Consider the following 26,951-nt stretch of genomic DNA (forward strand, 5'->3'; position numbering starts at 1 on the left):
GGTGTCAGCGCAGCTGACGGAGGGGGAGGAAGCACGACGGCAAGAGCCTAAAAGACACAGCCGTCCTCCCCCTCCGTCGCCTTCGGCGCCACCTCCCCCTGGCGGGGGAGGATTGGAAGGCTCAATCCACCCAATCCAGCCCGATCTCGCGATACAGCGACCGATCCTCCTCCCAGCCCGGCCGCACCTTCACATGCAGGAACAGCTGGACCTTGACCCCCAGCAGGTTCGCCAGCTCGGCCCGCGCGCGCGACCTGATTTCCTTGATCTTGGACCCGCCCTGCCCCAGCACGATCGCACGCTGCGTCGGCCGTTCGACCAGGATCTGCTGGTAGATCTCGACCGACCCGTCGGGCTTCTCGGTATAGCGCTCGGTCTCGATCGCCGTCGCATAGGGCAGCTCGGCATGGAGCAGGTGATACAGCTGCTCGCGCGTGATCTCCGCCGCCAGCATGCGGTCGGTGGCGTCCGACACCTGATCGGCGGGGAAATGCCACGGCCCCTCGGGCATGCGCTTGGCCAGCTCCGCCTTCAGCTCCGCCACGCCATCCCCAGTCGTCGCCGACACGAAGAACGTGTCCTCGAACTCGGCCAGCTCGTTCAGGCTCGCGGCATGGCCCAGCAGGCGCGGCTTGTCGGCGATATCGACCTTGTTGAGGATCAGGATCTTGCGCTCGCGCCGCTCCTTGAGGCCCGCGACGACGCTCCGCACCTTCGGCCCGATCCCGCCCTTGCCGTCGACCACCAGCGCGATCAGGTCCGCGCCCTGCGACCCCTCCCAGGCGGCAGCGACCATCGCCCGGTCCAGCCGCCGCGCCGGATCGAAAATCCCCGGCGTGTCGACCAGCAACAGCTGGGTATCGCCCTCGATCGCAATGCCCATCAGCCGCGCGCGCGTCGTCTGCGCCTTGGGGCTGACGATCGCCACCTTCTGCCCGACCAATGCGTTCACCAAAGTCGACTTGCCCGCATTGGGCGCGCCGACCACGGCGATCAGGCCGCAGCGTTGTTCGTTTTCGCTCATCATCACTCCGTAACGGCAATCAGCCGTTCAATTGCGCCAGCAGCGCCGCCGCCGCTGCGGTCTCGGCCTCCTGCTTGCTCGATCCCGTCCCTTCGGCCTCCGCCAGCTTGGCGATCTCCGCCTTCACGCGAAAGCGCGGCGCATGGCCCGGCCCCGAGCGTTCGACCAGCACATAGTCCGGCGCACGGCGGTTGTTCGCCGCCGCCCATTCCTGCAGCGCGGACTTGGGATGCTTGGGCGCCGCCGACTGATTGTCGATCCGGCTGTCCCACAGCCGCCGCACCAGCGCGCGCGCCGCGTCGAACCCCTGGTCGAGGAAGGTCGCGCCGATCAGCGCCTCCATCACATCGCCCAGCACATTGTCGCTGTCCGACGCGCCATCGTCGCGCGCCTGCTTGCCGAGCTTCAGGTGGCGCGGCACGCCGATCTCGCGCGCGACCTCGGCGCACATCTGCCCGGTCACCAGCGCGTTGAAGCGCCGCGACAATTTCCCCTCCGGCTCGTTCGGAAAGCGGGCGTACAGCCACTCGGCCAGCGTCAGCCCCAGCACCCGGTCGCCCAGAAACTCCAGCCGCTCGTAATTCGCCGCGCCCTGGCTGCCATGCGTCAGCGCGCGGCTGTACACCGCCATGTCACCCGGGGCCGTGCCGAGCACCCCGGCCAGCCAGCCGGGCAGGTCGTCACTCAAAAGCCTTCCCCGATCCGCTCGAACCGCGCCGCGCTGAACCAGGTCCAGGGCAGTACCCAGCTCGCACTGCCGTCGGTCGACCAGAAATTGACCACTGCCTTGCCCTGGATATTCTCGATCGGGACATAGCGGATGCCGCCGCGATTGACCCCGCTCGAATCCAGCACGGGCTCGAACCGGCTGTCGGCGCTGTTGTCGCGATTGTCGCCCATCAGGAACACATGGCCCGCGGGCACGGTGAACAGCGCGGTATCGTCGCCCACCGTCATCCCCGAATCGAGCACATCATAGCTCTTCCCGCCCGGCAGCGTCTCGCGATAGCGCGGGATGCGGCACACCGCGGTGCCGTCCGCCGCCGTCTCGATCGTCGGCGCGTCGCAATCGGCGTTCGGCGTCATCGGCAGCACGAAATCGGCCACGCGCTGCTTCGGAATCGCCTTGCCGTTCAGGATCAACTGCCCGCCGCGCATCTGCACCGTGTCACCGGGCAGACCGATCACGCGTTTGATCCAGTCGGTCTTGGCGTCGGGCGGCGCCTTGAACACCACCACATCGCCGCGCGCGGGATCCTTGGCGAAGATCCGCCCCGGGATCAGCGGCAGGCTCCACGGCAGCGAATGCTTGGAATAGCCGTAATTCCACTTGGTGATGAACAGATAGTCGCCGACCAGCAGGCGCGGCAGCATCGACCCCGACGGGATGCTGAACGGCGCGAACACGAAACTGCGCACGATGAACACCAGGATCGCGAGCTTGACGAGAAAGCTCAGCGTATCCCGCAGCTCGGAGCGCGGCTTGAGGGTCTCGGCGGGGGCGGCGGGCTGCGCCGTGGCGGAATCGTCCATGGTGCTGCTGTGCTTTGGGTGTGTGGCATCGTCAAGGCACTCTCTTACCCCTCTCCCCTTGATAGGGGAGAGGATAGCGCAGCTTGGCAACTTGTTGCCTAGCGTAGCTTGGAGAAGGGTAGAGCGGAGCAAAGCTCCGCGCGGCTGCCATGCAGCCGCCCACCCCTCTCCCAGCTCCGACTAAGGCCTCGCTGCGCGAGACCAAGTCTGCGCAACCCTCTCCCCTCCTGCGGAGGGGCGAGGGGAAGGGAGCTTTCACTCCCCCACCCATCACGCTACACGCGCCGCGACCCAAAAGGAGACAGGCATATGGCGACCCCCGACTGGAGCGCGATCGAATCGCTGCCGCGCACCCCGCTCAAGGACCTGTTCGCCGCCGACGCGAACCGGCTGGCAGCGCTCACCACCGATGTCGCGGGCATCCATTTCGATTTCTCCAAGACGCATCTCGACGCCACCGCGCTCGACGCCTTCGCCGCGCTGGCCAAGGCGACCGATCTTGCCGCCAAGCGTGACGCGCTGTTCGCGGGCGAGCCGGTCAACGTGACCGAAGGCCGCGCCGCCGAGCACACCGCCGAACGCGGTGAGGGCGGCGAAGAGAGCGTCGCGCGCGCTGCCGCCTATCACGCCCGCATGCGCGGCCTGATCGACGCGATCGAGGCCGAGGCACTCGGCCCCGTCCGCCACATCCTGCACATCGGCATCGGCGGCTCCGCACTCGGGCCGGAGCTGCTGATCGATGCACTCGGCCGCGACATGGACCGCTATGACGTCGCCATCGTCTCCAACATCGACGGCTGCGCACTGGAAGAGGCGATCGACGCCTTCGATCCCCACGCCACGCTGATCGCGGTCGCGTCGAAGACCTTCACCACCACCGAAACCCTGCTCAACGCCACCAGCGCGCTCGACTGGATGCGCGAACATGGCGTCGAGGATCCCTATGGCCGCGTGATCGCCCTCACCGCCGCGCCGGACAAGGCGGTCGAATGGGGCGTCGACGAAACCCGCATCCTGCCGTTCGGCGAGAGCGTCGGCGGGCGCTACTCGCTATGGTCGTCGATCGGCTTCCCCGCCGCGATTGCGCTCGGCTGGGACGCGTTCGAGGAAATGCTGGACGGCGCGGCCGAAATGGACCGCCATTTCCGCCTGACCGATCTGCGCAGCAACGCACCGGTCCTCGCGGCGTTCGCGGACCTTTATTACACCCAGAATCGCGGGTGCCAGACGCGCGGCGTCTTCGCCTATGACGAGCGCCTGCGCCTCCTGCCCAGCTACCTGCAACAGCTCGAGATGGAATCGAACGGCAAGTCGGTGACGGCCGACGGCCAGCCCATCGGCCGCGCCACCGCGCCGATCACCTGGGGCGGTGTCGGCACCGATGCACAGCACGCGGTGTTCCAGCTGCTGCATCAGGGCACGCATTTGATCCCGCTGGAGTTCCTGGCGGTGATCGAGGGCGGCGACACGCTGGCCGAGGACCACCACCGCGCCCTGCTGCTCAACTGCTTCGCCCAGGGTGCCGCGCTGATGGCCGGCCGCGCCAATGACGACCCCGCCCGCGCCTATGCCGGCGACCGCCCGTCGATGACGCTCCTGCTCGACGAACTCGATCCCCGCACGCTCGGCGCGCTGATCGCCTTCTACGAACACCGCACCTTCGTCAGCGCCGCGCTGCTCGGCATCAACCCGTTCGACCAGTTCGGCGTCGAGCTGGGCAAGCAAATGGCCAAGGCGGCGGAAGCAGGCGGCCAGGACTTCGACCCCTCCACCGACGACCTGATCCGGCGGGCGTTCGCATGAGCGACGACGACTATGTCTATGACGAGGCGAGCGGCGAATGGGTCCCCGCGTCGCAGCTGGCCGCCGCTCCGACCGACGATGTGGTCGAAGTCCGCGATTCGGTCGGCAACCTGCTGGCCGACGGCGATCAGGTCACGCTGATCAAGGACCTGACCGTCAAGGGCGCCGGCCAGACCCTCAAACGCGGCACCCTGATCAAATCGATCCGCCTGACCGGCGACAGCCAAGAGATCGACTGCAAGTTCGACGGCATCAAGGGATTGGTGCTGAGGGCGGAGTTTGTGCGGAAACGCTGACCCGCCCCCATCGTCACCCCGGCCTCGTGCCAGGGTCCACCGGGAGGCGGATCCGGGAAATGAGGATAGCCGAATGCACGTGAACGACTACGACTTGGAGTTAGAAGAGCTTCACCGTCGCGCTACCGTGCGATTGCTGGCAGCTGACCATTTCGACCCCGAAGCGTTTAACGCGCTACGCCAGCATATTTGTCGCAAGGCGGAAGACCTCCGCACAGAATTCGTTATCTCAAAGCAGATCTTAGAGTGCTTGCGTCAGGCGTCTGGAGCGATCCGCTCCAGGTCCGAACACCTTCCGGCAGTGCGCGGTCATCTCGCTGTGGCCAACGATTTCGAGATGCTGCTCGATCTGTTGATCGCAGGAGAGGGCTGTGATGACAGACAGCCGGGAGTGCCGCGGATCATCTAGCCAAATCTTTGTCACCCCGGCCCTGTGCCGGGGTCCACCGGGGGGCGAGGCGCGAAGCAAGGGGCCAGAGCGCGGACGCGCGGCACCGTGGACCCCGGACTAAGTCCGGGGTGACCAACGGAAGGTGCGAACCCCACCCCCGCCGTTGGCAATCCCACCCCAGCCCCCTATCTCCCGCTCCGACGACCCAACAGGAGCCCGACATGGCCGATTACGACTACGACCTCTTCGTCATCGGCGCAGGCTCCGGCGGCGTCCGCGCCAGCCGCGTTGCCGCCGCGCACGGCGCGAAGGTCGCGATCGCCGAGGAATATCGTGTCGGCGGCACCTGCGTCATCCGCGGCTGCGTGCCCAAGAAGCTGCTCGTCTATGGCGCGCATTTCGCCGAGGATCTGCACGACGCGCGCCGCTTTGGCTGGAACGTGCCCGAATGCGATTTCGACTGGACCGTCCTGCGCGACAATGTGCTGAGCGAAGTCGACCGGCTCAACGGAGCCTATACCAACACGCTCGACAGCCATGGCGTGGAGATCGTCCACGAACGCGCCACCGTCTCCGGCCCCAACGAAGTCACGCTGGCGAGCGGCCGCACCATCACTGCGGGCAAGATCCTGATCGCGGTCGGCGCGCGCCCGCTGGTGCCGTCCTGCCCGGGTAACGAACATGGCATCACCTCGAACGAGGTATTCCACCTCGACGCGCTGCCCAAGCGTGTGCTGATCGCGGGCGCGGGCTATATCGCCAATGAATTTGCTGGCATCTTCAACGAGTTCGGCAGCAAGGTGACGCTGATCAACCGCAGCGACGTCATCCTGCGTGGCTATGACGAACAGATCCGCGACCGGCTGCTGCAGATTTCGATGACCAAGGGCATCGATTTCCGCTTCCATGCCGAATTCCGCGGGATCGAGAAGCAGGCCGACGGCAGCCTAAAGGTCGGCATGACCAATCATGACGATATGGAGGTCGATTGCGTCCTGTTCGCCACCGGCCGCGTCCCCAACACCGATGGCCTGGGCCTCGCCGAAGCCGGGGTCGAGCTGGATGCCAAGGGCGCAATCGTGGTCGGCGCGGACAACAAGTCGAGCGTCGAGTCGATCTATGCCGTCGGCGACGTCACCAACCGCGTCCAGCTGACCCCCGTCGCGATTCGCGAGGGGCAAGCCTTCGCCGACACCGTGTTCGGCAACAAGCCGACCACCGTCGACTATGGCTGCATCCCCTCGGCCGTGTTCAGCCACCCGCCCATCGCCGGCGTCGGCATGACCGAAAGCGAGGCGAAGCAGAAATTCGGCGCGGTGAAAGTCTATACGTCAGACTTCCGCGCGATGAAGAATGTGCTGGCGAACCGCAACGAACGCGCGCTCTACAAGATGATCTGCGAGCCCAATTCGGGCAAGGTATTGGGCCTCCACATGATCGGCCCCGACGCCCCCGAAATCCTTCAGGCGGCGGCAGTCGCGGTCAAGGCGGGCCTCACCAAGGACGATTTCGACCAGACCGTCGCGCTGCATCCCTCGATGGCGGAAGAGCTTGTGCTGATGAAGTGATCGGGTAGTCGGCGCGTCAGCGACGACCGAAGGCTGCGGGGCAGCCTTCGCCGATCACTCCCCCGCGCAAGCGGGGGGCGACGGCTACTACGCCCCCTCCCGCAACAACGCATCCGCCTCGCTATCCGCCTCGCCCTCGCCCGCAATCGCCCGCGTCGCGCCGACATCCATCGCGACATTGCCGAGCGTGCGGAAGATGTCGGGTATCGTCTCGACCGCCACCAGCAGCCCCAGCGGCGCGATCGGCACGCCCATCGCGATCGCGATCGGCGCGATCGACGACACGAAGCTGATCGTCCCGGGCAGCCCCACCGCGCCCATCGTCGTGATCGCCGCCGCGGCCCAGCCCGCGGCGATCTGCCCCCAGGTCAGCTCGATCCCGAACCAGTGCGCGACATAGATCGCGACCGCAAAGTTCATCGCCGGCCCGGTCCAGCGGAACAGCGCGACAGCGAGCGGCAGCACCACCCCCGCACGCGCCACCGGCACGCCCAGCGCCTCGGTCGAGCGCAGCATCGCGGGCAGGCTGGCGAGCGAGCTTTGCGTCGACGCCGCCACCGACTGCGACGGCAGGATCGCCCGGATGAACCGCGCCGGCGGGGTCTTCGCCATGATCCAGGCGAACGGCACCGCCAGCAGCCACAGCACCACGCCAACCGCACACAGGATCAGCACATAATGGAGCAGCGCGCCGAACGCCGACGTCCCCGCGCGCGCGCCGACGACATAGGCCAGCGCGCCGACCCCGATCGGTCCCAGCCACAATACCCAGTTGATCACGATCAGCATCGCATTGCCGAGCGCGCGGAAAAAGCCCGTGAGCCGCTCGCGCTCCTCGACCGGCAACCGCGTGATCGCGAAGGCGAACACCGTGGTGAACAGGATCATCGGCAGGAACGCGTCATTGACCGCCGAGGCGAGCGGATTGGACGGCACCAACGCGACGAGGAAAGCGGAGAAGGGCGGCACCTCGCCCGTCGGCGGCGCGCTGCCCAGCGCATCGCGCAGCGCCGCAGCCAGGTCCGCGCCGAGCGGGAATGCCGACAACAGCCCCAGCGCAATCGCCCCGCCCAATGCCGAACTGATCCACAACAGGATGATGAAGGTGACAAACGCCCGCCCGGCGAGGCGGCTCGCCCGCGCCGCCTCCGCCGTCGCGGCGATGCCGGTGATCAGCAGCGACACCACCAAAGGCACGATCGTCATCTGCAGCGCGTGCAGCCACATCGTGCCGATCGGCTGGATCCAGTCGGCAGCGGCGAGCGCGCGTTCGGGCGCCAGCGCGGCGGCGGCGATCCCGGTGGCCAGCGCCAGGATCAGGGCAACAAAGATACGGGTTGCTTGCGACATGCTCGCCCTTGGGAAAAAGCGGCGCTATGACCGCGCCCCAGACAGGGACGCAACGTCGCAAAGCAGGCGGATATGGCAAGAAAATATTTCGGAACGGACGGAATCCGCGGCAAGACCAATGCCGGCCACATGACTGCGGCGATGGCGATGCGGGTCGGCATGGCGGCGGGCAAGCATTTCGTGCGCGGCGATCATCGCCACCGCGTGGTGATCGGCAAGGACACCCGCCTGTCCGGCTACATGATCGAAAATGCGCTGGTCGCCGGTTTCGCCAGCGTCGGAATGGACGTGACGCTGGTCGGGCCGATGCCGACTCCCGCGGTCGCGATGCTGACCCATTCGATGCGCGCCGACCTTGGCGTGATGATTTCGGCCAGCCACAATCCCTATGCCGATAACGGCATCAAGCTGTTCGGCCCCGACGGTTACAAGCTGTCCGACGCCGACGAAGCGGCGATCGAGGCGCTGATCGATGCCGACGTCGCGCTTGCCCCCTCGTCCGAAATCGGCCGCGTCCGCCGCGTCGACGACGTCAAGGGCCGCTACATCCACTTCGCCAAGGCGACCTTCCCCGAAGATCTCAGCCTCGACGGGCTCAAGATCGTGGTCGATTGCGCCAATGGCGCCGCCTATCAGGTCGCGCCCTCGGCGCTGTGGGAACTGGGTGCCGAAGTCGTCGCGATCGGCGTCTCGCCCAATGGCAAGAATATCAACGATCAGGTCGGCTCGACCGCCCCGCTCACCTTGTGCGAAACCGTCGTCGCATCGGGCGCGCATATCGGCATCGCGCTCGACGGCGATGCCGACCGGCTGATCGTCGCGGACGAGCGCGGCGAGGTGGTCGATGGCGATCAGCTGATGGCGGCCATCGCCGGCGGCTGGGCGCGGCAGGGGCGGCTCGCCGGGGGCGGGCTGGTCGCGACGATCATGTCCAATCTCGGGCTCGAACGCCATCTCGCTGCCCAGGGCCTCGGCCTGGTCCGCACCAAGGTCGGCGACCGTCACGTGCTCGAAAAGATGCGCGCCTCGGGTTACAATGTCGGCGGCGAACAGTCCGGCCACATCATCCTGTCCGACTATGCCACGACCGGCGACGGCCTGATCGCCGCGCTGCAGGTACTGGCCGAAATCGTCCGCGCCGGCGCCCCGGCGAGCGAAGTGCTGCACCGCTTCGATCCGCTGCCGCAATTGCTCAAGAATGTCCGCTTTTCGGGCGGAAAGCCGCTCGAACATGGCGCGGTGCAGGACGCGATCGCCGCTGCCGAGGCCGAACTGGCCGGCACCGGCCGCCTCGTCATCCGCCCGTCGGGGACCGAACCCGTGATCCGCGTGATGGCGGAAGGCGAGGATATGGCGCAGGTCGAGGCAGTGGTGGATCGCATCTGCGACGCGGTGCGCGCCGCCGCCGCATGAGCGACGCAGCCCATCGCGGCGCATGCCTGTGCGGCCGGGTGACCGTCACGGTTACCGGCGACCTGCATGCCCCCGATGCCTGCCATTGCCGCGCCTGCCGCAAATCCTCGGGCCATTATTTCGTCTCGACCGACGTGCCGCGCGACCGGCTTGACGTCACCGGCGCGGACCATGTCCGCTGGTATGCCTCGTCGGACAAGGTGCGGCGCGGCTTTTGCGGGACGTGCGGCACGCCGCTATTCTGGGATCCGCCCGCGCGCGATTGGATCGGCGTCGCGATGGGCGTGTTCGACGGGCCGACCGGCACGCGCATCGCCGTCCATGTCCATGTGGCCGAACAGGGCGATTATTATCCGACCCCCGACGATGCGCCCGCTTACGCCACCATCCCGCCGCGCCCGGACCCGGCGGGTTGAGCATGCCGCCCGGCTGGCCGCCGTTTCGCACCCTCGACCTCGCCGCCGCCGGGCGGCTCCCCGATGACTGGGCCGGACAGGTTTCCGCACTTGCCGACGCGCCCGAACGGATCGCGCTGATCGATACCCCCGCGTGGAGCTTCGGCATTGTCGAGGGCGATAGGCTGCGCGCCCGCCTTCCATGGCTCTGGCGGCTCTACCATGGCGCGCTGCGCGATTTCGCCGGCACCAGCTTGGGCCAGCCGGTCTTTGCCAGCAACCGGCTGCGCGCGGCGCTCACGCTCAACATCTTGCGCGGCGGCGGTGCGACCAATGACTGGCACCGCGATGCCAATTGCGTCACCGGCGTGTTCTATGCCGCTGTGCCGCCGGGCGCGGGCGGCCTGTCCTTCCGCGATTCGGACGGGCGCACCGCCACGCTGGTGCCGCGCGCAGGCCTGTTCGCCTGCTTTCCCGGCGCGATCGAGCATCGCGTCGATCCGCTGCCCGAGAGCTGCGAGCGCCTTGCCATCGCCATGGTCTATCACGCCAGCCCGACCGATCAGCCCGCGGCCTATGGTGCCGACGCCTATACCCTCGACGGATGATCCCCGGACCGGCTAAAGCCGGGCCATGCTTGAAATGCGCCCCGACTGCGAACGCTGCGGCACCGATCTCCCCGCCGATCAGGGCGGCGCGTTCATCTGTTCGTTCGAATGCAGCTTCTGCGCCGACTGTGCCGATGCGCTCGACGAAACCTGCCCCAATTGCGGCGGCGAACTGCTCGACCGCCCGGCCCGCGTCGGCGCGGCGCTCAAGAAATATCCGGCCAGCACGGCGCGGCGCTTCAGCGGCAACGACAATTGAGCGCAATCGCCGTTGTCGGCACCGGCGCAGTCGGCGCCAGCATCGCCGCCTGGCTGATCGCCGCGCCGGGTCATGACGTCACGCTGTGCGCGCGCACCCCGTTCGATCGCCTGCGCGTCGAGACGCCCGAGGGCGTGCTCGACAGCACCCCGCGCCTCCTGACCGACCCCGCCAGTGCCCGCCCCGTCGACTGGGTGCTGGTGGTGACCAAGGCCTATGACGCGCCCGGCGCACAGGCCTGGCTCGACCGGCTGGTCGGCCCTGCCACCCATGTCGCGATCCTCCAGAACGGGGTCGAGCATCGCACCCGCTTTCCCGGCCTCGACCCGGCACGCATCGTGCCCGTCATCGTCGACATTCCCGCCGAACGCCGCGCACCGGGCGATGTCGTGCAGCGCCGCAGCGGCAGCCTCACCGTCCCCGCCGACGCCGCCGGCCGCGCCTTCGCCGCGCTGTTCGCGCACAGCCCGATCGCCACGATCCTGACCGACGATTGGCTCAGCGCCGCATGGCGCAAGCTTGCGGTCAATTGCGCCGGCGCGGTCAACGCCCTCACCCTCCAGCCCGCCGGCATCGCGCATGACGAAGAGGCCGCGGACCTCATGCGCGCGCTGATCCGCGAATGCATCGCGGTCGGCCGGGCCGAGGGCGCAAGCCTCCCCGACGACCTGGCCGAACAGGTAGTCGACGGCTACCGCGCCGGACCGGCGGATTCGATCAACTCGATCCACGCCGACCGCTTGGCCGGCCGCCCGACCGAGGCCGACGCGCGCAACGGCGTGATCGCGCGGCTGGGTGCGCGACACGGCATCGACGCCCCGCTCAACCGCATGGCCGATGTGCTGCTGCGCAAGGGTGGACAGCCAAGCTAATCCTCCCCCTTGCGGGGGAGGATATAGCAGCCACCCTTTCCTACAGACCCTCGCCTGTGCCATTGCGGGCCATGGCCACTGCCGTTGCCACCCCCCGCATCGCCCGCCCGCGTGCCGCCGCTGTCGCGCGCCCGCTGCACAGCCATGAGGTGCGCGTAGCGGCCGCCTTACACATGCGCATTTTTGTCAGTTTCGTCCGGACACCCCTGTCATGACCATCCCCCGCATCCTCATCATCGCCGGCTCCGATTCCGGCGGCGGGGCCGGGATTCAGGCGGATATCCGCACCGTCACCATGCTCGGCGGCCATGCCACCACCGCGATCACCGCGATCACCGCCCAGAACACGCTCGGCGTTACCGCCATCCACCCGGTGCCGGTCGAGATCGTGCTGGCACAGATCGACGCGATCACCTCCGACATCGGCTGCGACGCGGTGAAGATCGGGATGATCGGGTCGGCGGAGATCGCCCATGCCGTCGCCGACCGGCTGGAGGCGCTCGACTGCCCGATCGTGTTCGATCCGGTGATGATCGCCACCAGCGGATCGGTGCTTGCCGACCCCGAAACCATCGCCGCGTTCGAACGGCTGATGACGATCGCGTCCGTCGTGACCCCGAATCTCCCCGAACTCACCGCGCTCGGCGGGCGACAGGCGGTGCTCGGCTATGGCTGCCACCTCGCCGAAAAGGGCGGGCACAAGGAAGGGCCGACGATCCTCGACCAGCTCTATGCGCCGAAAGACCGGCTGGTGATGGAGATCGAGGCGGAGCGGATCGACACCCCCGACACGCACGGCACCGGCTGCACCTTCGCCGCCGCGCTCGCCACCGGCCTCGGCTCGGGCCTGTCGATCGGCGATTCGTTCATCCAGGCGGTACGTTTTGTTCGCCTTGCCATCCTCAACGCCCCCGGATTGGGCGAAGGCCATGGCCCGGTCGGCCATGCGCTCGGCATGGTGCCGTTCAATCTGGTGGATGGCGATGAGGGCGACGATGCCTGATTTCAGCTACGAGCTGCGCCATGCCGTGCGCGGCCCGGTGGCGGGCGTGGACGAAGCCGGCCGCGGCCCGCTCGCCGGCCCGGTGGTCGCCGCCGCCGTGATCCTCGACCCCGACTGCATCCCGCCCGGCATCGACGATTCAAAGGCGCTGACCGCTGCGAAACGCGCCGCGCTGTGCGACGCGATGCTCGGCTGTGCCCGCGTCGGCATCGGCATCGCCAGCGTCGAGGAGATCGACCGGCTCAACATCCTGTGGGCGACGATGCTGGCGATGACCCGCGCCGTCGCTGCACTCGACCTGCCGCCCGCCTATGTCCTGGTCGACGGCAACCGCTGCCCCGACTGGCCCCACGCCAGCGAGCCGGTGATCGGCGGCGACGCGCTCTGCCTGTCGATCGCCGCCGCCTCGATCGTCGCCAAGCACCGCCGCGACTGCATCATGGCCGAACTGGACGCACTCCACCCCGGCTATGGCTGGGCCAGCAACAAGGGCTACGCCGCAAAGGTCCATCAGGAAGCGCTGCGCACCCTGGGCCCCACCCCCCACCACCGCCGCAGCTTCGCCCCGGTGGCTCAGGCGGAACTGAATTTCGGACCCGCGGTCCACGCTCTTTGACATGAGGGAAAAGGCCCGCCGCCACGCCAAGGCGTAACGACGGGCCTCCTTTCCTCCCCAGGAAAATTGGAGCGCGAGCCTCATCGGCTACGCGGCAAACTGATTCATCGTGTTGTGGACCCCGCCAGCCTTCAGCGCGGCCTCACCGGCGAAATATTCCTTGTGATCGTCGCCAATGTCGCTGCCCGACATGTTCTGGTGCTTGACGCATGCAATGCCCTGCCGGATCTCCTGCCGCTGCACGCCCTTGACGTAGCCGAGCATCCCCATCTCGCCGAAATATTCCTTGGCGAGATTATCGGTCGACAGCGCCGCAGTGTGATAGGTCGGCAGGGTGATCAGGTGATGGAAGATGCCAGCCCGCGCCGCCGCATCCTTCTGGAAGGTGCGGATCTTCTCGTCCGCCTCCTCGGCCAGTGGCGTGCCGTCATAGTCGACGCTCATCAGCTTGGACCGGTCATAGGCCGAAACGTCCAGCCCCTCGGCTTCCCAGCGGTCGAACACCTGCTGGCGGAAGTTGAGCGTCCAGTTGAAGCTCGGCGAATTGTTGTAGACCAGCTTGGCGTTCGGCACGACTTCGCGAATCCGGTCCACCATCGACGCGATCTGCTCGATATGGGGCTTCTCGGTCTCGATCCACAGCAGGTCGGCGCCGTTCTGAAGGCTGGTGATGCAATCGAGCACGCAGCGATCCGCCCCGGTCCCTTCCCGGAACTGGAACAGGTTGCTGGGCAGCCGCTTCGGCTTCATCAGCTTGCCGCCGCGGTTGATGACGACATCGCCATTGACGCCAGACAGGTCGGTGACCTCCTCGCAATCGAGGAAGGCGTTATACTGGTCGCCGAGATCGCCCGGCTCCTTCGAGTATGCGATCTGCTTGGTCAGCCCGGCACCGAGCGAATCGGTCCGCGTGACGATGATCCCGTCATCGACGCCCAGCTCCATGAAGGCGTAGCGGCAGGCGCGGACCTTCGCCAGGAAGTCCTCGTGCGGCACCGTGACCTTGCCGTCCTGATGCCCGCACTGCTTCTCGTCGCTGACCTGATTCTCGATCTGGAGCGCACAGGCCCCGGCCTCGATCATCTTCTTGGCGAGCAGATAGGTCGCCTCGGCATTGCCGAAGCCGGCGTCGATATCGGCGATGATCGGCACGACATGCGTCTCGTAATTATCGATCGCATTCTGGATCCGCGCCGCTTCTACCTCGTTGCCGGCGTCCCGCGCCGTATCGAGATCGCGGAACATCATCCCCAGCTCGCGGGCATCGGCTTGCTTGAGGAAGGTGTAGAGCTCCTCGATCAGCGCCGGGACGCTGGTCTTTTCATGCATCGACTGGTCGGGCAGCGGCCCGAAATCGCTGCGCAGCGCCGCGACCATCCAGCCGGACAGGTACAGGTAGCGCCGCTTGGTGCTGCCGAAATGCTTCTTGATCGCGATCATCTTCTGCTGCGCGATGAAGCCGTGCCAGCAGCCGAGCGACTGGGTGTAGGCCGCCGGATCGGCGTCATAGGCCGCCATGTCGCGGCGCATGATACCGGCGGTGTACTTCGCAATGTCGAGCCCGGTGCGGAACCGGTTCTGCAACCGCATCCGTGCCACTGATTCGGCATCGATGCCGTCCCACCGGCCCTGTTGCGCAGCGATGGGGGCCGCGGCCCGGGCGATCTCGTCTTGATAGGTCATTGCGTCACCTCGTTCAGTTGCGAGTATGACTATTCACCTGGGTGGCGATTTTCTGTGGGAATCGCATAGCGGAACGGTTGCAAGGTCGCTCCGATCCTGGAGTTGGTATGTCGTTTTGTAAATTTATTACCACTGGCAGAAGGCCGGAATCGCGCTGCGCGAGTCTTTTTCGCCACACCCCAAACCTTGTGCCTGTGGATAACTTTCGGACTCAACATGTGGATAAGTGCCGAAATGTTCCGTCAAGTTAACGGAATCCCAAGCATTTCCGTTAACCAATGTTCGCTTGACGGAGTCCGAAGTTCGTGGCGTTTCACCGGTTCAACGGGGTTTGGAGTGGTTAATGGGGGTCATCGAAAAGGTCGCTAAGGCGACGCAGGCAGCGGTCGAGGTGCGCACCCGCAGCTGGGTCGACGTGCTCCCGCTCGATTCGATCATCCAGCAGGATTGCATCGAAGCGATGCGTGCATTGCCGGCGGCGTCGGTCGACATGATCTTCGCCGATCCGCCCTACAATCTTCAGCTCGGCGGCGACCTCAACCGTCCCGACGGCAGCCATGTCGACGCCGTCACCGACGATTGGGACAAGTTCGATTCGCTGTCCGCCTATGACGCGTTCACCCGCGCCTGGCTGGCCGAAGCGCGCCGCGTGCTCAAGCCGAACGGCACGATCTGGGTGATCGGCAGCTACCACAACATCTTCAAGGTCGGCTCGGCGATCCAGGATCTGGGCTTCTGGATCCTCAACGACATCATCTGGCGCAAGGCCAACCCGATGCCCAATTTCAAGGGCACGCGCTTCACCAACGCGCATGAGACGCTGATCTGGGCGTCGATGGGCGAAAAGTCGAAATACACCTTCAATTACCGCAGCATGAAGACGCTCAACGACGAGCTTCAGATGCGCAGCGACTGGGAATTCCCGATCTGCGGCGGGCAGGAGCGGCTGAAGAAGAACGGCACCAAGGTCCACCCGACCCAAAAGCCCGAGGCGCTGCTCTACCGCGTCATGCTCGCCTGCACCAAGCCGGGCGACATCATCCTCGACCCGTTCTTCGGCACCGGCACCACCGGCGCGGTGGCCAAGCGCCTGCGCCGTCACTGGATCGGGATCGAGCGCGAGGGCAATTATGTCGAGGCGGCGCAGGAGCGCATCGCCGCCGCACTGCCGCTCGACGAGAGCGCGGTCACCACCATGATGGCGCCGCGTCAGGCACCGCGCGTCGCATTCGGCACGCTGATCGAAACCGGCTATCTCACCCCCGGCACGGTGCTCAGCGATGCCAAGCGCCGCTGGCGTGCGGTGGTGAAGGCTGACGGCTCGCTGCTCACCGATTGCGGGGTTTCCGGATCCATCCACAAGGTCGGCGCAACGCTGCAAGGTGCGCCGTCGTGCAATGGCTGGACCTTCTGGCACCATCAGGGCGCCGAGCGGCTCGAACCGATCGACACGCTGCGCCAGACCTATCTGCTCGCGACGCAGCCCTGATCCGCGCTAGAGGGGCGCATGACCATCCCCCCCTCGGCCCGCCTCTACCTCCGCCCGGTCGCGCCGGTCGACAGCCCGATCGGCTATGACGGTCAGGTGGCGCGGCTGGCCGGGGGGCTGAGCTGGTTTGCTGCCTATGAGCTGATCGCGGTCGAAGACGGCCGCCGCGTCGCGCAGCAGCTGGTCCCGGTCGAGCGTCTGCCCGCTCTGCTCAACCAACTGTCCGACGTTCAGGCCGAGCGGCTACGCACCCTTGCCGCCGCCATCTCTGCGCAGCGCCCGGTGATCCGCGCGGGGGAACGGACGCTGCGACTCGACCAGCCCTTGGTCGCGGGCATCCTCAACGTCACCCCGGACAGCTTCTCCGATGGCGGGAAGCATGGCGACGACCCGGAGGCAGTCGCGCGGGCCGGGTTCGATATGGGGCTGGCGGGCGCGTCTTTGGTCGATGTCGGCGGCGAATCGACTCGCCCCGGTGCCGAGCCGGTGTGGGAAGGCGACGAGATCAAGCGCGTTGTGCCGGTGGTGGAACGCCTAGCCAAAGCCGGCGTGCCGGTGTCGATCGACACGCGGAAGGCATCGGTGATGGAGGCTGCGCTGGCCGTTGGCGCACACATCGTCAACGACGTCGCCGCGCTTGCCTATGATCCACGCGCAGTCGAAGTCGTCGCCAATGCCGGTTGCCCGGTGATCCTGATGCACTCGCCCGACCCGGCCCAGTCGCCCCATGGCGGAAACGGCTATCGCGACCCGCTGATCGACGTGTTCGACTGGCTGGAGGCGCGGGTCGCGGCGGTGGTCGCGAGCGGCGTCCAGCGCAGCAACATCGTGATCGACCCCGGCATCGGCTTCGGCAAGTCGCTCGCCGACAATCTCGCGCTGATGAACGGACTCACGCTGTTCCACGGCCTCGGCCTCCCGATCATGCTGGGCGCGAGCCGCAAGCGCATGATCGGCGCGCTGGATCACGAAGCTCCGGTCGAGCGCCGGCTCGGCGGATCGCTTGCGCTGGCACTCAAGGGCGCCGAAGCGGGCTGTCAGCTGCTGCGCGTGCACGATGTGCCCGATACGGTGCAGGCGGTGCGGGTCTGGCGCGGCATGAAAGATCACGGGCTGGTTGGCCAGCCCGGCTAAGCCAGCGTCAAAGCCACCCCGCTGCCCGCAGTGCGGCAACGCGCTCCCGCGATACCGGCGCTTCTACGTCATTGGTCAGGACAAGCCGGACATTGCGCCCTTCGCGCCGCACCGTGCGGACGGCAGATCTGACGACCCACCAGCTGCGATGCACCCTACTTCCGTCAATCCCGTCCAACTCGTCGATCGCGTCGCGCAACCGCATCAGGATCAATTCGCTTCCGGCCAGCGTGTGGGCGCGGACATAGTGATCCTCCATCTCCAGCGCGACCAGATCGACGCCGAGATGCGGGGAAAGCCGCTTGAGAAACCGCGCGTTCGGCGGGGGAGCGGCTGGAGGGGCGAAAGATGCGGGCGACGGCGGCGCATCCACCGATGCGGCGGCTTCGCCCTTCCCGCGAATATACAAGAGCAACGTGACCGCGCCCCCGATGACCAATACCTGCCCGTACCAGGTCAGTGCTGCATCGATGCTGGAAGGGTGCCGACACCGCCCAGCACAGCTCGCCGCCCAAACCAGCATCGTCATCGGCACCGTTGCGATTAAGGTGGCGGCGATCCACATCGGCGCGGCGGGCAGGGCCAGGCGCGTTGCAATCCAATCCGCGACCGCGCCGATCGGCCGATAAATCGCATAGCCCGCCAGTGCGAGCGGCACCCAATAGGCCAGCCGCGCCCCGAAGCTCGCCTCGAAACTGCCGAACGGGCCGATCAGCGCAAGCACGATTCCGATCACGCCTAGTACCGCAAGCTCGATCAGGATCTGACGCAAGGCTCTCACTCCCGTGACTGTGCGACGGTCCATACCGCCCGTTCACGAAGCGTGAACAGGCCATTTCGCACCGCTGACGAAGGCGGCCGCACCACCCGCGCATCCGCGATTGCGGGCGCCCGTGGCGATCGCGATCCCCCGGGCAATCCCAATCCGGAGTAGTCCATGACCTTGTCCACCACCGCCCAGAACGACCTGACCCAGTCGGCGCGATACCGCGGCCTCGACCTTCCCCCGCTACTGCGCGCCGTGATCGGCATTGCCGGAACAGCGATGACGATCGCGATCCTCGCGGCGCTCGTCCGCGCGGCCATGGGCGTGGCTGCGGATCATTCGTCGCTTCGGGAAATCGCAGTCGTGATCCATGTCGCGACCGTCTGTCCGGCGGTTCCGCTTGGCCTGTATCTGATGCTGGCACGCAAGGGCGGCCCGCGTCACAAGATGCTGGGCCGGATCTGGATCGCACTCATGGTGGTGACGGCGATCTCGGCCTTGTTCATCCGCCACCTCAATGATGGCGGGTTCAGCTTCATCCACCTCTTCGTACCGCTGACGCTGGTCGGCGCGTGGCAGACCGTCACCAGCGCGCGGCGCGGCGACCTGCGCGCCCATCGCAAGCATCTTGTCCAGCTGTATCTGGGTGCCCTGATCATCCCCGGCGCCTTTTCCTTCATCGGAAGCCGGCTGATGGGTGCATGGCTGTTCGGATAGGCTGCGCGGCTAGTTCAGCGGACCGGACCTGGTGCGCTGATCGACATAGGTGCGCTGGATATTGAATGCGCTGACCCGACCGTCGCGAAAGCGGTCTCGCCGGCGTTCGGCTTCCGCACCGATCTTTTCGAGGCTTTCGACCAGATCGTCGAGGTTGCGGCGGCGTTCGACCGGAGTCGCATCGGCGCATTCGTCCATGCAGGCGGCGACAAGGTCAGGCACGCGCCGGCGGATCACATTGGCCCAGTCGACCGCATCGGTCGCCAGCGGATCGGCGTCCGCGATCGCGAGGAGACGCGCACAGCTGGTGCGAGTCGCGGCAATGCGGCTCACCGCCCAGTCGGCTTCGGATGCCGCACGCGTCCACGCCGCTTCGAGTGGGTCCGCAGGGTCGACGGTCCCGGCGCGTTTCAGCCGATAGGAATCGAACTTCGCGCGCAGCCGACGCATGCCGAACCACGCGCCAATCGCTGCCGCACCCGCAGTGACCAGCAGCACCCCGACGACGAGCAGCGCGAGGAACGCGGCAACAAAGACCAGAAAACGCAGCATCACGCGCTTATATGGGACGCGCGGCCCGCTTCGCCAGTATCACAGCGTGTAGCCGCCATCCGCAAGCAACGTCGTACCGGTGATCAGTGCCGACTGATCGCTGAGCAGAAAGGCGATCTGCTCCGCCACCTCTTCCGACTTGGCATAGCGCCCCAGCGGCGTCGCCATGGCGGCCAGTTCGGCAAAGGCAGCGTCGCGGCCGATCTGCGCCACGCGGTCGGCGAACATCGGCACCGCGTCCCACACCGGGGTTTCGACGCCGGCGGGCGCGATAGCGTTGACCCGGATGCCGTCCGCCGCCCCCTCCTTCGCCGCGACCCTGGCCAGATGCAGCAGAGCCGCCTTGGAGCAGCCATAGGCAGCCACCCCCGGCTCCGCCTTGATGCCGGCAGCCGATGCGGTCAGCACGATGCTGCCGCCGCGTGCCGTCATCGCCTGCATCGCCGCGCGCAGCGTCAGGAATGCGCCGTCAAGATTGACCGACAGGATGCGGCGCCACTCGGCAAAGTCCAGCGCGGCGATCGGGGCCGCTCCCGCAACGCCAGCGTTGACCACGGCATGATCGATCGCGGCAAGGTCGAGTCCATTCCACAGCGCCTCATCGGCGACATCGCCAACGACGCGGTGACAGGTCGTATCGATCTGCACCGCCTCCAGCGCTGCGACATCGCGGTCCACCAGGACGAGCTGCGCCGCACCCTCCCGCGCCAGCAACTGCGCCACCGCGAGCCCGATGCCCGAGGCCGCGCCCGTTACGAGCGCGCAACGTCCTTCAAATCGTGTCGTCATCGGCTTAGCATAGCGCCGGCAAGCGCTTCGACGAAGCGCCGTGAGCGGTGGAGAGCAGCATGAACACGTCTGCAACGCGCTATTCGGGCGGGGCAATCCTGCTCCACTGGCTGATCGCGGCGCTGCTGCTCGCCAATGTCGTGATCGCCTTCAGCATGGAGGATGCGCGGGAGTTGATGCCGCTGCACAAGTCGATCGGCATCACCGTGCTGCTGCTGACGCTGGTGCGCATCGGATGGCGGCTGACCCACGCCGCCCCGCCGCTGTCCGCAACGCTGGCGCCTTGGGAACGCCTGGTCGCGCGGGTTACCCATGGTGCCTTCTATCTGCTGCTGCTGGTAATGCCCCTGCTCGGCTGGGCGGCGTCGTCATCCGGCTCGCGCGGCACCGGCGCGCTGTTTGGCGTGATCCCGTGGTTCGACCTGCCGATCGGAAAGTCCCATGACCTGCATGAGGCAATGGGCGAAGCACATGAGCTAGCCGCCTATCTCACGCTGGCGCTGATCGTGTTGCACGTCGCCGGCGCGCTCAAGCACCATTTCATCGACCGCGACGGCGCGTTCGGCCGGATGTTGCCGGGTCGCTAGGCGCTACGCCGCGTTCTGGTCGATCCCAAGCTCGCCCAGCTTGCGGTAGAGCGTCGAGCGTCCGATGCCCAGGCGGCGGGCGACTTCGGTCATGCGCCCGCGATAATGGCCGATGGCAAGGCGGATCACATCCGCCTCGATCTCTTCGAGCGCGCGCAGGTTGCCGTCGGGCTTGAACAGCGTCACCCCCGCCCCCTGCGCCGCGCCGCCATGTGCCTGCCCACCCGCTGCAGGACGACCGCCGGCCAACTGCGCGATCTGCGGGAAATCGGCGCGGGTCAGCGCATCGCCGTCGCACAGGACCGCAGCGCGGAACAATGCATTCTGCAGCTGACGGACATTGCCCGGCCAGTCATAGCCGCCAAGCAGCGCCAGCGCGTCGTCGGTAATGCCCAGCGGCCGCAGCCCCGGCTGTTCGGCAATGCGCGCAAGCAGATGGCGTGCAAGCGGCGCGATATCGCCGGCACGGTCGCGCAGCGGCGGAATCGTCACCTGAACGACGTTGAGCCGGTAATAGAGGTCCTCGCGGAATCGCCCTTCCTCGACTTCGGTCAGCAAGGTCTTGTTGGTCGCCGCGATCACGCGAACATCGACCTGGCTAGCGTGGCGCGCGCCGATCGGCTGGACTTCGCCCGACTGAACCACGCGCAGCAGCTTGACCTGCGCCTCCAGCGGCATTTCGCCGATTTCGTCGAGGAAGATGGTACCACCATCGGCCTCCTGAAACCGGCCGATCTTGCGCTCGAACGCGCCGGTGAACGCGCCCTTTTCGTGGCCGAACAGCTCGGATTCGACGAGGTTGGCGGGGATCGCGCCGCAATTGACGCGGACGATCGCCTTGGTGTGGCGCGGCGAGGCAGCGTGGATCGCCTCGGCCACCACTTCCTTGCCGACCCCGCTTTCGCCCTCGATCAGCACCGGTACGCGCGCACGCGCCGCCTTGGCCGCGATCGCGAGCGCGGCGCGAAATTGCGGCGCCGACCCGACAATCTCGTCGAACGCGAGATGCGCGGACATCTTCTCGGTCAGCGGGCGAAGCTCACCCGCGACCTTCGCCCCCACGGCGCAGTCGAGCGCGGCGAGCAGCCGTTCGGCCGCCAGCGGCTTGACCAGGAAGTCGGTGGCCCCGGCGCGCATGGCGTTGACGGCCGCCGCAACCGAGCCATTGGCAGTCAGCAGCAGGATCGGCAGCATCGGCCGGTTGGCGCGCAATTCGGCGATCAGCGACGCCGAATCGACATCGGGCGCCCAGCTGTCGAGCAGGATCGCGTCGAGCGCCATGCCATCGGGGGTGCCCAGCGTGGCCACCGCCGTTTCATGGTCGCTGGCAAAGATCGTGCGCCATCCGCGCCGCGCGGCGATGGCGGCGACCAGCCGGCGCTGGGCCGGTTCATCGTCGATCAGCATCAGCTGGCGCTGTCCGTTCCGCGTCATCTCACGTCCCCCAACCTGTCTCGGTTGTCCCTGTTTCGGTCACTTGCATAAGACGGTCGGGTAAAGACGGGCTTAAGCCTGCCTAAAGCGCAGAGGGGTTGAGAGCCGCGCGACCGCTGTCTAAGACAGGAAGCATAGCAGCGTTACGAGGGGAAGACGCATGGCCCAGAGCGGCGACATGAAGGCACATGAAGCGACCTATGGCGGTTTCATGCGCCTGTTAAAGGTCGGAACGGTCATTTCACTGATCGTCACCGCGATTGTCGTCTGGCTGATCGCAGCCTGACGTGAAGATCGCGGTCCTCAAGGAGACCGCCGCTGGAGAGCGGCGCGTCTCCGCGACGCCGGAAACCGTCAAGAAGTTCGTTTCGCTGGGCGCTGTAGTCGCCGTCGAAAGCGGAGCGGGTGACACCGGTTTCCTAAACGATGCAGCCTTTGAAGCGGCGGGTGCGACCATCGGCTCGCGCGCCGCTGTTCTGGCCCATGCCGACATCGTGCTGGGTGTGCAGGGCCCCGACCCGGCGACGCTGGCGGGCATCAAGCCCGGCGCTTGGCTTGCTGCTGGTCTCAACCCGTTCGGCGAGCGTGCGCGCGTCGATGCCTATGCGGCGCTCGGGATCGAGGCGCTGGCGATGGAGTTCATGCCGCGCATCACCCGTGCGCAGTCGATGGACATTCTCTCGTCCCAGTCGAACCTGGCGGGGTACAAGGCGGTGCTCGACGCGGCGTCCGAATATGGCCGCGTCTTCCCGATGATGATGACCGCAGCGGGCACCGTGTCCGCCGCCAAGGTCTTCGTGATGGGCGTCGGCGTCGCCGGGCTTCAGGCCATTGCCACCGCCCGCCGGCTCGGCGCGCAGGTGTCGGCGACCGACGTGCGCAGCGCGACCAAGGAGCAGATCCAGTCGCTCGGCGCCAAGCCGATCTTCGTGGAGAATGTCGCGGGGATCGAAGGCGAAGGCTCGGGCGGCTACGCCACCGAGATGAGCGACGAATACAAGGCCGCTCAGGCCGAACTGGTGTCGTCGCACATCGCCAAGCAGGACATCGTCATCACCACCGCGCTGATCCCGGGCCGCCCCGCGCCCCGGCTGATCAGCGATGCTCAGATCGCGTCGATGCGTCCGGGCAGCGTGATCGTCGACCTCGCGGTCGAAGCCGGCGGCAATGTCGAAGGCGCGGTCGCGGGTGAGGTGGTCGAGCGCCACGGCGTGAAGATCGTCGGCCATCGCAACACTACCAGCCGCCTGTCGAGCGACGCCTCGGCGCTGTTCGCGCGCAACCTCTACAACTTCCTCTCGGCCTTTTGGGACAAGGAAGCGGGGAAGCCGGTGCTCGACGAAGAGATCGGCAACGCCGTGCGACTGACGCAGGGTGGCAAGGTGGTGAACGCGAGGCTGCTGTAGGATCCTCCCCGGAACGGGGAGGGGGACCGCCGAAGGCGGTGGAGGGGGAGCGAGGCAAATGCAGCGGCCCGAAGTTTCCACCGCACGGCGGCTTAGACGGACCATGACGTTGCCGGAGGTGATCCTGTGGCAAGAACTGAGAGGAAATCGCACCGGGTTCAAATTCCGCAGGCAACATCCCGTCGGCCCCTATGTCGCCGATTTCTGTTGCCTGAGTGCCAAGCTGGTTATCGAAGTGGATGGCCAAACGCATGGTGGAGTGGGTGGACCAGAACGCGATCAACGACGTGACGAATTCTTGAAAACGAATGGGTACGGGGTAATGCGGGTGAGAGCGGTGGATGTTCTGGGGAGTGTCGAGGCGGTCGTTGCCGCGATCGTTTCCCGTGCCGCGCTCCCCCTCCACCATGCTTCGCATGGTCCCCCTCCCCGTTCCGGGGAGGAATAAATGGACTTCATCTCGATCCTGTCGATCTTCGTGCTGGCGTGTTTCGTCGGCTATTATGTCGTGTGGTCGGTGACCCCGGCGCTGCACACGCCGCTGATGGCGGTCACCAATGCGATTTCCAGCGTCATCATCGTCGGCGGGCTGATCGCGTCGGCGGCAGCGGGTAGCCCGACTGCGAAATGGCTCGGGCTGATTGCGGTGGCGCTGGCCAGCGTCAACATCTTCGGCGGGTTCGCTGTGACCGAGCGGATGCTCGCCATGTACAAGAAGAAGGGCTGAGCCGATGCACGAAGCTGCTCCCATCAACCCCTGGGTTGCGCTCGCCTATCTGATCTCGGGCGTGCTGTTCATCCTCGCTCTGCGCGGCCTGTCCTCGCCCTCGACCAGCCGTCGCGGCAACCGGTTCGGCATGGCGGGCATGCTGATCGCAGTGGTGACCACGCTGGTCACGCACGAAATCGCATCGCTGCCCGAGATTGTCGGCGCGATCGCGGTCGGCGGCATCATCGGCTTCGTCATCGCGCGCAAGATCAAGATGACCGACATGCCGCAGCTGGTGGCGGGCTTCCACAGCCTCGTCGGCCTCGCCGCGGTGCTGGTGGGCGTCGCCGCCTATCTCAACCCCGAAGCGTTCGGCATCGTGTTTCCCGCCGGATCGCCCGATGCGGGCCTGATCCTGCCGGTCAGCCGCATCGAGCTGGGGCTGGGCGTCGCGATCGGTGCGATCACCTTCTCCGGTTCGGTCATCGCGTTCCTGAAGCTCAACGGCAATATGAGCGGCGCGCCGATCATGCTGCCGGGGCGGCACGTCATCAACCTCGGCACGCTCGCCGCGATCCTTGGCCTGATCGCGTTTCTGACGGTCGAGCTGCGCGCACCCGAATGGGTGTTCTGGACCGTGCTGGTCCTGTCCTTCGTCATCGGCTTCCTGCTGATCATCCCGATCGGCGGCGCGGACATGCCGGTCGTGGTGTCGATGCTCAACAGCTATTCGGGCTGGGCCGCCGCCGCGATGGGCTTCACGCTCGGCAACAGCGCGATGATCATCACCGGCGCACTGGTCGGCAGCTCGGGCGCGATCCTGAGCTACATTATGTGCAAGGCGATGAACCGCAGCTTCATCAGCGTGATCGCTGGCGGCTTTGGCGGCGACAGCGGCGGCGCGGCAGCGGGTGCGGCCAAGACCGACCGCCCGTGGAAGCGCGGCAGCGCCGAGGATGCCGCCTTCCTGATGAGCCAGGCCGAGCAGGTCATCATCGTCCCCGGATACGGCATGGCGGTGGCGCAGGCCCAGCACGCGCTGCGCGAGATGGGCGACAAGCTCAAGGAACATGGCGTCCGCGTCAAATACGCGATCCATCCCGTCGCAGGGCGGATGCCGGGCCATATGAACGTGCTGCTCGCTGAAGCGAACGTCCCCTATGACGAGGTGTTCGAGCTTGAGGACATCAACAGCGAGTTCGCCCAGACCGACGTCGCCTTCATCATCGGCGCGAACGACGTGGTCAATCCGGCGGCGAAGACCGACAAGAGTTCGCCCATCTATGGCATGCCGGTGTTCGACGTGAACAAGGCCAAGACGGTGCTGTTCATCAAGCGCAGCATGGGCGGGGTCGGCTATGCCGGCGTCGACAATGACGTATTCTATCAGGACAACACCATGATGCTGCTCGCCGACGCCAAGAAGATGGTCGAGGAAATCGTCAAGTCGCTCGACTGATGCCTGCAGCCTGGCGGTTTCATCTAATCGCTTGATCTCGCGATCCCGGCAGGACAGCATCCTGGCAGGATCGCGGGGGGAAAGATCATGCTGAGCGTCGGGCGAATCATGGAGGGCACGTTCGGCCTGATCCGTGAACGGTTCATGGCCGTCCTGATCTGGATCGCGATCTATCTTGCCGCAAATGTGGCGATGATGCTGGCGATGGGGCCGATGTTCGCGACCGCGCTCGACCCGACCGCCAGTGCCAATCCGGCTGAACTGCTCGCGACGATTGGCCCGGTCTATCTGCTCGGCTTCGTGGTCAGCCTCGTTGGTATCGTGCTTTACACCGGGGCGATGCGCGCGGTGCTGCGGCCCGATGCGGCCGGGATCGGCTTCCTGCGGGTCGGCATGGACGAGCTGCGGGTTCTGGGCCTGCTGCTGCTGTTCGCCATCGCGGCCCTGATCGGCCTGGTCGGATCGATGATGCTCATCATGGTCGTCGGTGCGGGCATTTCGATGGGTGGGGATTCGCCGGTGGTTGGCGGATTGCTGATGCTGCTGTTCATGCTGGCGCTGTTCCCGCTTCTGATCTTTCTGACGGTGCGCATGTCGCTGGCATTTCCGCTTACGCTGCACCGCCGCAAGCTGGTACTCGGCGAAGCATGGCGGTTGAGCCGCGGGCGGTTCTGGACGTTGTTCGGCGCGGCCCTGGTCGTATCGGTGATCGGCATGGTGATGAGCCTGATGGTGTCGACCCTGACCATGGGCAGCTTTTTCTTCGACATGATGCAGGCGGCGGGCGATCCGGAGGCCGCACGGCGCGCGGTCGAAGCCCAATCGGGCGGGTTCGGACAGATGGGGCCGATGGTGATCGTCTATGCCGTTGGCAATGCGATCACGGGAGGATTGTGGATCGCGCTCAGCGGGGGCAGCATCGCTACGGCAGCAAAGCTGCTCGTTGCCGACACCGATGACGATGCCGAAGCAGTATTCGGTTGAACATCTTGCCTTTTTTACTCCGTTTCGGAGATAGTTCCCGGGCAACCGATTGAGATCGGAGCTGCCTGCTGCTGACGCGCGGTCTGTTGTCGCGATTACATCCGCAATGCA

General features: G+C 66.5%; 30 protein-coding genes. 21 read left to right on the forward strand and 9 right to left on the reverse strand.

Annotated features, from left to right (window positions below):
• Window positions 1-121: 121 nt before the first annotated feature.
• From era to lepB, 3 genes are read right to left on the reverse strand one after another with little or no spacing between them, the layout of a single operon-like run.
• Entirely contained in the window at window positions 122-1,024 is a 903-nt protein-coding gene (gene era, locus J2Y54_RS08695; protein ID WP_310038758.1) for a GTPase Era, read from the reverse strand.
• A gap of 19 nt (window positions 1,025-1,043) precedes the next feature.
• Entirely contained in the window at window positions 1,044-1,712 is a 669-nt protein-coding gene (rnc, locus tag J2Y54_RS08700) for a ribonuclease III (protein ID WP_310038760.1), read from the reverse strand.
• Window positions 1,709-2,557: a signal peptidase I gene (gene lepB, locus J2Y54_RS08705; protein WP_310038763.1), complete on the reverse strand. Its 849-nt coding sequence runs from the start codon at window positions 2,555-2,557 to the stop codon at window positions 1,709-1,711. The genes rnc and lepB overlap by 4 nt, the downstream gene beginning before the upstream one ends.
• 309 nt (window positions 2,558-2,866) lie before the next feature.
• Here lepB and pgi point away from each other — a divergent pair, with 309 nt between their 5' ends.
• The 4 genes from pgi to gorA all read left to right on the forward strand — a co-directional run bounded on the left by pgi (window position 2,867) and on the right by gorA (window position 6,615).
• A complete protein-coding gene (gene pgi, locus J2Y54_RS08710; protein WP_310038766.1) occupies window positions 2,867-4,360 on the forward strand; it encodes a glucose-6-phosphate isomerase in 1,494 nt (497 codons plus the stop codon).
• The gene (locus tag J2Y54_RS08715) at window positions 4,357-4,656 is read left to right on the forward strand and encodes an alkylphosphonate utilization protein (RefSeq protein ID WP_310038769.1); all 300 of its coding nucleotides are present in this window, start codon (window positions 4,357-4,359) and stop codon (window positions 4,654-4,656) included. Before pgi ends, J2Y54_RS08715 begins: the two co-directional genes overlap by 4 nt.
• 79 nt (window positions 4,657-4,735) lie before the next feature.
• Window positions 4,736-5,065: a hypothetical protein gene (locus tag J2Y54_RS08720; RefSeq protein WP_310038771.1), complete on the forward strand. Its 330-nt coding sequence runs from the start codon at window positions 4,736-4,738 to the stop codon at window positions 5,063-5,065.
• 203 nt (window positions 5,066-5,268) lie between these two features.
• On the forward strand, window positions 5,269-6,615 hold the full coding sequence (gene gorA / locus J2Y54_RS08725) for a glutathione-disulfide reductase (protein WP_310038774.1): 1,347 nt from the start codon (window positions 5,269-5,271) through the stop codon (window positions 6,613-6,615).
• A gap of 87 nt (window positions 6,616-6,702) precedes the next feature.
• On the opposite strand, the gene J2Y54_RS08730 is transcribed toward gorA, so the two are convergent.
• The gene (locus tag J2Y54_RS08730; RefSeq protein WP_310038777.1) at window positions 6,703-7,965 is read right to left on the reverse strand and encodes a cation:dicarboxylate symporter family transporter; all 1,263 of its coding nucleotides are present in this window, start codon (window positions 7,963-7,965) and stop codon (window positions 6,703-6,705) included.
• 72 nt (window positions 7,966-8,037) lie between these two features.
• Here J2Y54_RS08730 and glmM point away from each other — a divergent pair, with 72 nt between their 5' ends.
• The 7 genes from glmM to J2Y54_RS08765 all read left to right on the forward strand — a co-directional run bounded on the left by glmM (window position 8,038) and on the right by J2Y54_RS08765 (window position 13,131).
• Entirely contained in the window at window positions 8,038-9,378 is a 1,341-nt protein-coding gene (glmM, locus tag J2Y54_RS08735) for a phosphoglucosamine mutase (protein ID WP_310038778.1), read from the forward strand.
• A complete protein-coding gene (locus tag J2Y54_RS08740; RefSeq protein ID WP_310038780.1) occupies window positions 9,375-9,794 on the forward strand; it encodes a GFA family protein in 420 nt (139 codons plus the stop codon). The genes glmM and J2Y54_RS08740 overlap by 4 nt, the downstream gene beginning before the upstream one ends.
• Entirely contained in the window at window positions 9,791-10,381 is a 591-nt protein-coding gene (locus J2Y54_RS08745) for a hypothetical protein (protein WP_310038782.1), read from the forward strand. Before J2Y54_RS08740 ends, J2Y54_RS08745 begins: the two co-directional genes overlap by 4 nt.
• A 25-nt stretch (window positions 10,382-10,406) precedes the next feature.
• Window positions 10,407-10,640 carry a DUF1272 domain-containing protein gene (locus J2Y54_RS08750; protein WP_310038785.1) on the forward strand — a complete coding sequence of 78 codons (234 nt, stop codon included), beginning with the start codon at window positions 10,407-10,409 and terminating at the stop codon, window positions 10,638-10,640.
• The gene (locus tag J2Y54_RS08755; RefSeq protein ID WP_310038788.1) at window positions 10,637-11,512 is read left to right on the forward strand and encodes a 2-dehydropantoate 2-reductase; all 876 of its coding nucleotides are present in this window, start codon (window positions 10,637-10,639) and stop codon (window positions 11,510-11,512) included. Before J2Y54_RS08750 ends, J2Y54_RS08755 begins: the two co-directional genes overlap by 4 nt.
• Before the next feature lie 211 nt (window positions 11,513-11,723).
• The gene (thiD, locus tag J2Y54_RS08760; protein WP_310038790.1) at window positions 11,724-12,515 is read left to right on the forward strand and encodes a bifunctional hydroxymethylpyrimidine kinase/phosphomethylpyrimidine kinase; all 792 of its coding nucleotides are present in this window, start codon (window positions 11,724-11,726) and stop codon (window positions 12,513-12,515) included.
• Entirely contained in the window at window positions 12,508-13,131 is a 624-nt protein-coding gene (locus J2Y54_RS08765) for a ribonuclease HII (RefSeq protein WP_310038792.1), read from the forward strand. Before thiD ends, J2Y54_RS08765 begins: the two co-directional genes overlap by 8 nt.
• 87 nt (window positions 13,132-13,218) lie before the next feature.
• Here J2Y54_RS08765 and J2Y54_RS08770 read toward each other — a convergent pair whose 3' ends face one another.
• The gene (locus J2Y54_RS08770; protein WP_310038795.1) at window positions 13,219-14,814 is read right to left on the reverse strand and encodes an isocitrate lyase; all 1,596 of its coding nucleotides are present in this window, start codon (window positions 14,812-14,814) and stop codon (window positions 13,219-13,221) included.
• Between the two features lie 343 nt (window positions 14,815-15,157).
• Between J2Y54_RS08770 and J2Y54_RS08775 the strand changes: the two genes are divergently transcribed.
• Window positions 15,158-16,303 carry a site-specific DNA-methyltransferase gene (locus tag J2Y54_RS08775; protein WP_310038799.1) on the forward strand — a complete coding sequence of 382 codons (1,146 nt, stop codon included), beginning with the start codon at window positions 15,158-15,160 and terminating at the stop codon, window positions 16,301-16,303.
• 18 nt (window positions 16,304-16,321) lie between these two features.
• Window positions 16,322-17,437, forward strand: a complete 1,116-nt coding sequence (gene folP, locus J2Y54_RS08780; protein WP_310038803.1) for a dihydropteroate synthase — start codon at window positions 16,322-16,324, stop codon at window positions 17,435-17,437.
• Window positions 17,438-17,444: 7 nt separating this feature from the next.
• Here the strand turns inward: folP and J2Y54_RS08785 are convergent, their stop codons facing one another.
• Entirely contained in the window at window positions 17,445-18,209 is a 765-nt protein-coding gene (locus J2Y54_RS08785) for a LytTR family DNA-binding domain-containing protein (protein WP_310038806.1), read from the reverse strand.
• A gap of 165 nt (window positions 18,210-18,374) precedes the next feature.
• Here J2Y54_RS08785 and J2Y54_RS08790 point away from each other — a divergent pair, with 165 nt between their 5' ends.
• A complete protein-coding gene (locus tag J2Y54_RS08790; protein ID WP_310038809.1) occupies window positions 18,375-18,920 on the forward strand; it encodes a DUF2306 domain-containing protein in 546 nt (181 codons plus the stop codon).
• A 9-nt stretch (window positions 18,921-18,929) separates the two neighbouring features.
• Here the strand turns inward: J2Y54_RS08790 and J2Y54_RS08795 are convergent, their stop codons facing one another.
• Both J2Y54_RS08795 and J2Y54_RS08800 read right to left on the reverse strand, forming a co-directional pair.
• Window positions 18,930-19,472: a hypothetical protein gene (locus J2Y54_RS08795; protein WP_310038811.1), complete on the reverse strand. Its 543-nt coding sequence runs from the start codon at window positions 19,470-19,472 to the stop codon at window positions 18,930-18,932.
• Window positions 19,473-19,511: 39 nt separating this feature from the next.
• Window positions 19,512-20,261, reverse strand: a complete 750-nt coding sequence (locus J2Y54_RS08800) for an SDR family oxidoreductase (protein WP_310038814.1) — start codon at window positions 20,259-20,261, stop codon at window positions 19,512-19,514.
• Window positions 20,262-20,320: 59 nt separating this feature from the next.
• Here J2Y54_RS08800 and J2Y54_RS08805 point away from each other — a divergent pair, with 59 nt between their 5' ends.
• Complete coding sequence (locus J2Y54_RS08805; RefSeq protein ID WP_310038816.1) at window positions 20,321-20,848, forward strand: cytochrome b; 528 nt, start codon at window positions 20,321-20,323, stop codon at window positions 20,846-20,848.
• Between the two features lie 3 nt (window positions 20,849-20,851).
• Here the strand turns inward: J2Y54_RS08805 and J2Y54_RS08810 are convergent, their stop codons facing one another.
• Window positions 20,852-22,282 carry a sigma-54 dependent transcriptional regulator gene (locus J2Y54_RS08810; RefSeq protein ID WP_310038819.1) on the reverse strand — a complete coding sequence of 477 codons (1,431 nt, stop codon included), beginning with the start codon at window positions 22,280-22,282 and terminating at the stop codon, window positions 20,852-20,854.
• A 160-nt stretch (window positions 22,283-22,442) separates the two neighbouring features.
• Here J2Y54_RS08810 and J2Y54_RS08815 point away from each other — a divergent pair, with 160 nt between their 5' ends.
• The 6 genes from J2Y54_RS08815 to J2Y54_RS08840 all read left to right on the forward strand — a co-directional run bounded on the left by J2Y54_RS08815 (window position 22,443) and on the right by J2Y54_RS08840 (window position 26,840).
• Window positions 22,443-22,568 carry an aa3-type cytochrome c oxidase subunit IV gene (locus tag J2Y54_RS08815; protein WP_310038821.1) on the forward strand — a complete coding sequence of 42 codons (126 nt, stop codon included), beginning with the start codon at window positions 22,443-22,445 and terminating at the stop codon, window positions 22,566-22,568.
• Window position 22,569: 1 nt separating this feature from the next.
• A complete protein-coding gene (locus tag J2Y54_RS08820; protein WP_310038823.1) occupies window positions 22,570-23,688 on the forward strand; it encodes an NAD(P) transhydrogenase subunit alpha in 1,119 nt (372 codons plus the stop codon).
• A gap of 103 nt (window positions 23,689-23,791) precedes the next feature.
• Window positions 23,792-24,136: an endonuclease domain-containing protein gene (locus J2Y54_RS08825; protein ID WP_310041254.1), complete on the forward strand. Its 345-nt coding sequence runs from the start codon at window positions 23,792-23,794 to the stop codon at window positions 24,134-24,136.
• Window positions 24,137-24,415, forward strand: a complete 279-nt coding sequence (locus J2Y54_RS08830) for an NAD(P) transhydrogenase subunit alpha (protein ID WP_310038825.1) — start codon at window positions 24,137-24,139, stop codon at window positions 24,413-24,415.
• 4 nt (window positions 24,416-24,419) lie between these two features.
• Complete coding sequence (locus J2Y54_RS08835) at window positions 24,420-25,856, forward strand: NAD(P)(+) transhydrogenase (Re/Si-specific) subunit beta (protein ID WP_310038828.1); 1,437 nt, start codon at window positions 24,420-24,422, stop codon at window positions 25,854-25,856.
• A gap of 87 nt (window positions 25,857-25,943) precedes the next feature.
• Entirely contained in the window at window positions 25,944-26,840 is an 897-nt protein-coding gene (locus J2Y54_RS08840) for a hypothetical protein (RefSeq protein WP_310038830.1), read from the forward strand.
• Window positions 26,841-26,951: the final 111 nt, after the last annotated feature.

Source organism: Sphingomonas sp. BE123 (assembly GCF_031456015.1).
In the GTDB taxonomy this organism is placed as follows: domain Bacteria; phylum Pseudomonadota; class Alphaproteobacteria; order Sphingomonadales; family Sphingomonadaceae; genus Sphingomonas.

Excerpts from the sequence above, each read along its gene's own strand:
- era (WP_310038758.1), bottom strand. The coding sequence starts at position 1,024 with ATGAGCGAAAACGAACAACGCTGCGGCCTGATCGCCGTGGTCGGCGCG.
- lepB (WP_310038763.1), bottom strand. The coding sequence starts at position 2,557 with ATGGACGATTCCGCCACGGCGCAGCCCGCCGCCCCCGCCGAGACCCTC.
- pgi (WP_310038766.1), top strand. The coding sequence starts at position 2,867 with ATGGCGACCCCCGACTGGAGCGCGATCGAATCGCTGCCGCGCACCCCG.
- J2Y54_RS08715 (WP_310038769.1), top strand. The coding sequence starts at position 4,357 with ATGAGCGACGACGACTATGTCTATGACGAGGCGAGCGGCGAATGGGTC.
- gorA (WP_310038774.1), top strand. The coding sequence starts at position 5,269 with ATGGCCGATTACGACTACGACCTCTTCGTCATCGGCGCAGGCTCCGGC.
- J2Y54_RS08730 (WP_310038777.1), bottom strand. The coding sequence starts at position 7,965 with ATGTCGCAAGCAACCCGTATCTTTGTTGCCCTGATCCTGGCGCTGGCC.
- glmM (WP_310038778.1), top strand. The coding sequence starts at position 8,038 with ATGGCAAGAAAATATTTCGGAACGGACGGAATCCGCGGCAAGACCAAT.
- J2Y54_RS08740 (WP_310038780.1), top strand. The coding sequence starts at position 9,375 with ATGAGCGACGCAGCCCATCGCGGCGCATGCCTGTGCGGCCGGGTGACC.
- J2Y54_RS08750 (WP_310038785.1), top strand. The coding sequence starts at position 10,407 with ATGCTTGAAATGCGCCCCGACTGCGAACGCTGCGGCACCGATCTCCCC.
- thiD (WP_310038790.1), top strand. The coding sequence starts at position 11,724 with ATGACCATCCCCCGCATCCTCATCATCGCCGGCTCCGATTCCGGCGGC.
- J2Y54_RS08765 (WP_310038792.1), top strand. The coding sequence starts at position 12,508 with ATGCCTGATTTCAGCTACGAGCTGCGCCATGCCGTGCGCGGCCCGGTG.
- J2Y54_RS08770 (WP_310038795.1), bottom strand. The coding sequence starts at position 14,814 with ATGACCTATCAAGACGAGATCGCCCGGGCCGCGGCCCCCATCGCTGCG.
- J2Y54_RS08775 (WP_310038799.1), top strand. The coding sequence starts at position 15,158 with ATGGGGGTCATCGAAAAGGTCGCTAAGGCGACGCAGGCAGCGGTCGAG.
- folP (WP_310038803.1), top strand. The coding sequence starts at position 16,322 with ATGACCATCCCCCCCTCGGCCCGCCTCTACCTCCGCCCGGTCGCGCCG.
- J2Y54_RS08790 (WP_310038809.1), top strand. The coding sequence starts at position 18,375 with ATGACCTTGTCCACCACCGCCCAGAACGACCTGACCCAGTCGGCGCGA.
- J2Y54_RS08795 (WP_310038811.1), bottom strand. The coding sequence starts at position 19,472 with ATGCTGCGTTTTCTGGTCTTTGTTGCCGCGTTCCTCGCGCTGCTCGTC.
- J2Y54_RS08800 (WP_310038814.1), bottom strand. The coding sequence starts at position 20,261 with ATGACGACACGATTTGAAGGACGTTGCGCGCTCGTAACGGGCGCGGCC.
- J2Y54_RS08805 (WP_310038816.1), top strand. The coding sequence starts at position 20,321 with ATGAACACGTCTGCAACGCGCTATTCGGGCGGGGCAATCCTGCTCCAC.
- J2Y54_RS08810 (WP_310038819.1), bottom strand. The coding sequence starts at position 22,282 with ATGACGCGGAACGGACAGCGCCAGCTGATGCTGATCGACGATGAACCG.
- J2Y54_RS08815 (WP_310038821.1), top strand. The coding sequence starts at position 22,443 with ATGGCCCAGAGCGGCGACATGAAGGCACATGAAGCGACCTATGGCGGT.
- J2Y54_RS08825 (WP_310041254.1), top strand. The coding sequence starts at position 23,792 with ATGACGTTGCCGGAGGTGATCCTGTGGCAAGAACTGAGAGGAAATCGC.
- J2Y54_RS08830 (WP_310038825.1), top strand. The coding sequence starts at position 24,137 with ATGGACTTCATCTCGATCCTGTCGATCTTCGTGCTGGCGTGTTTCGTC.
- J2Y54_RS08835 (WP_310038828.1), top strand. The coding sequence starts at position 24,420 with ATGCACGAAGCTGCTCCCATCAACCCCTGGGTTGCGCTCGCCTATCTG.
- J2Y54_RS08840 (WP_310038830.1), top strand. The coding sequence starts at position 25,944 with ATGCTGAGCGTCGGGCGAATCATGGAGGGCACGTTCGGCCTGATCCGT.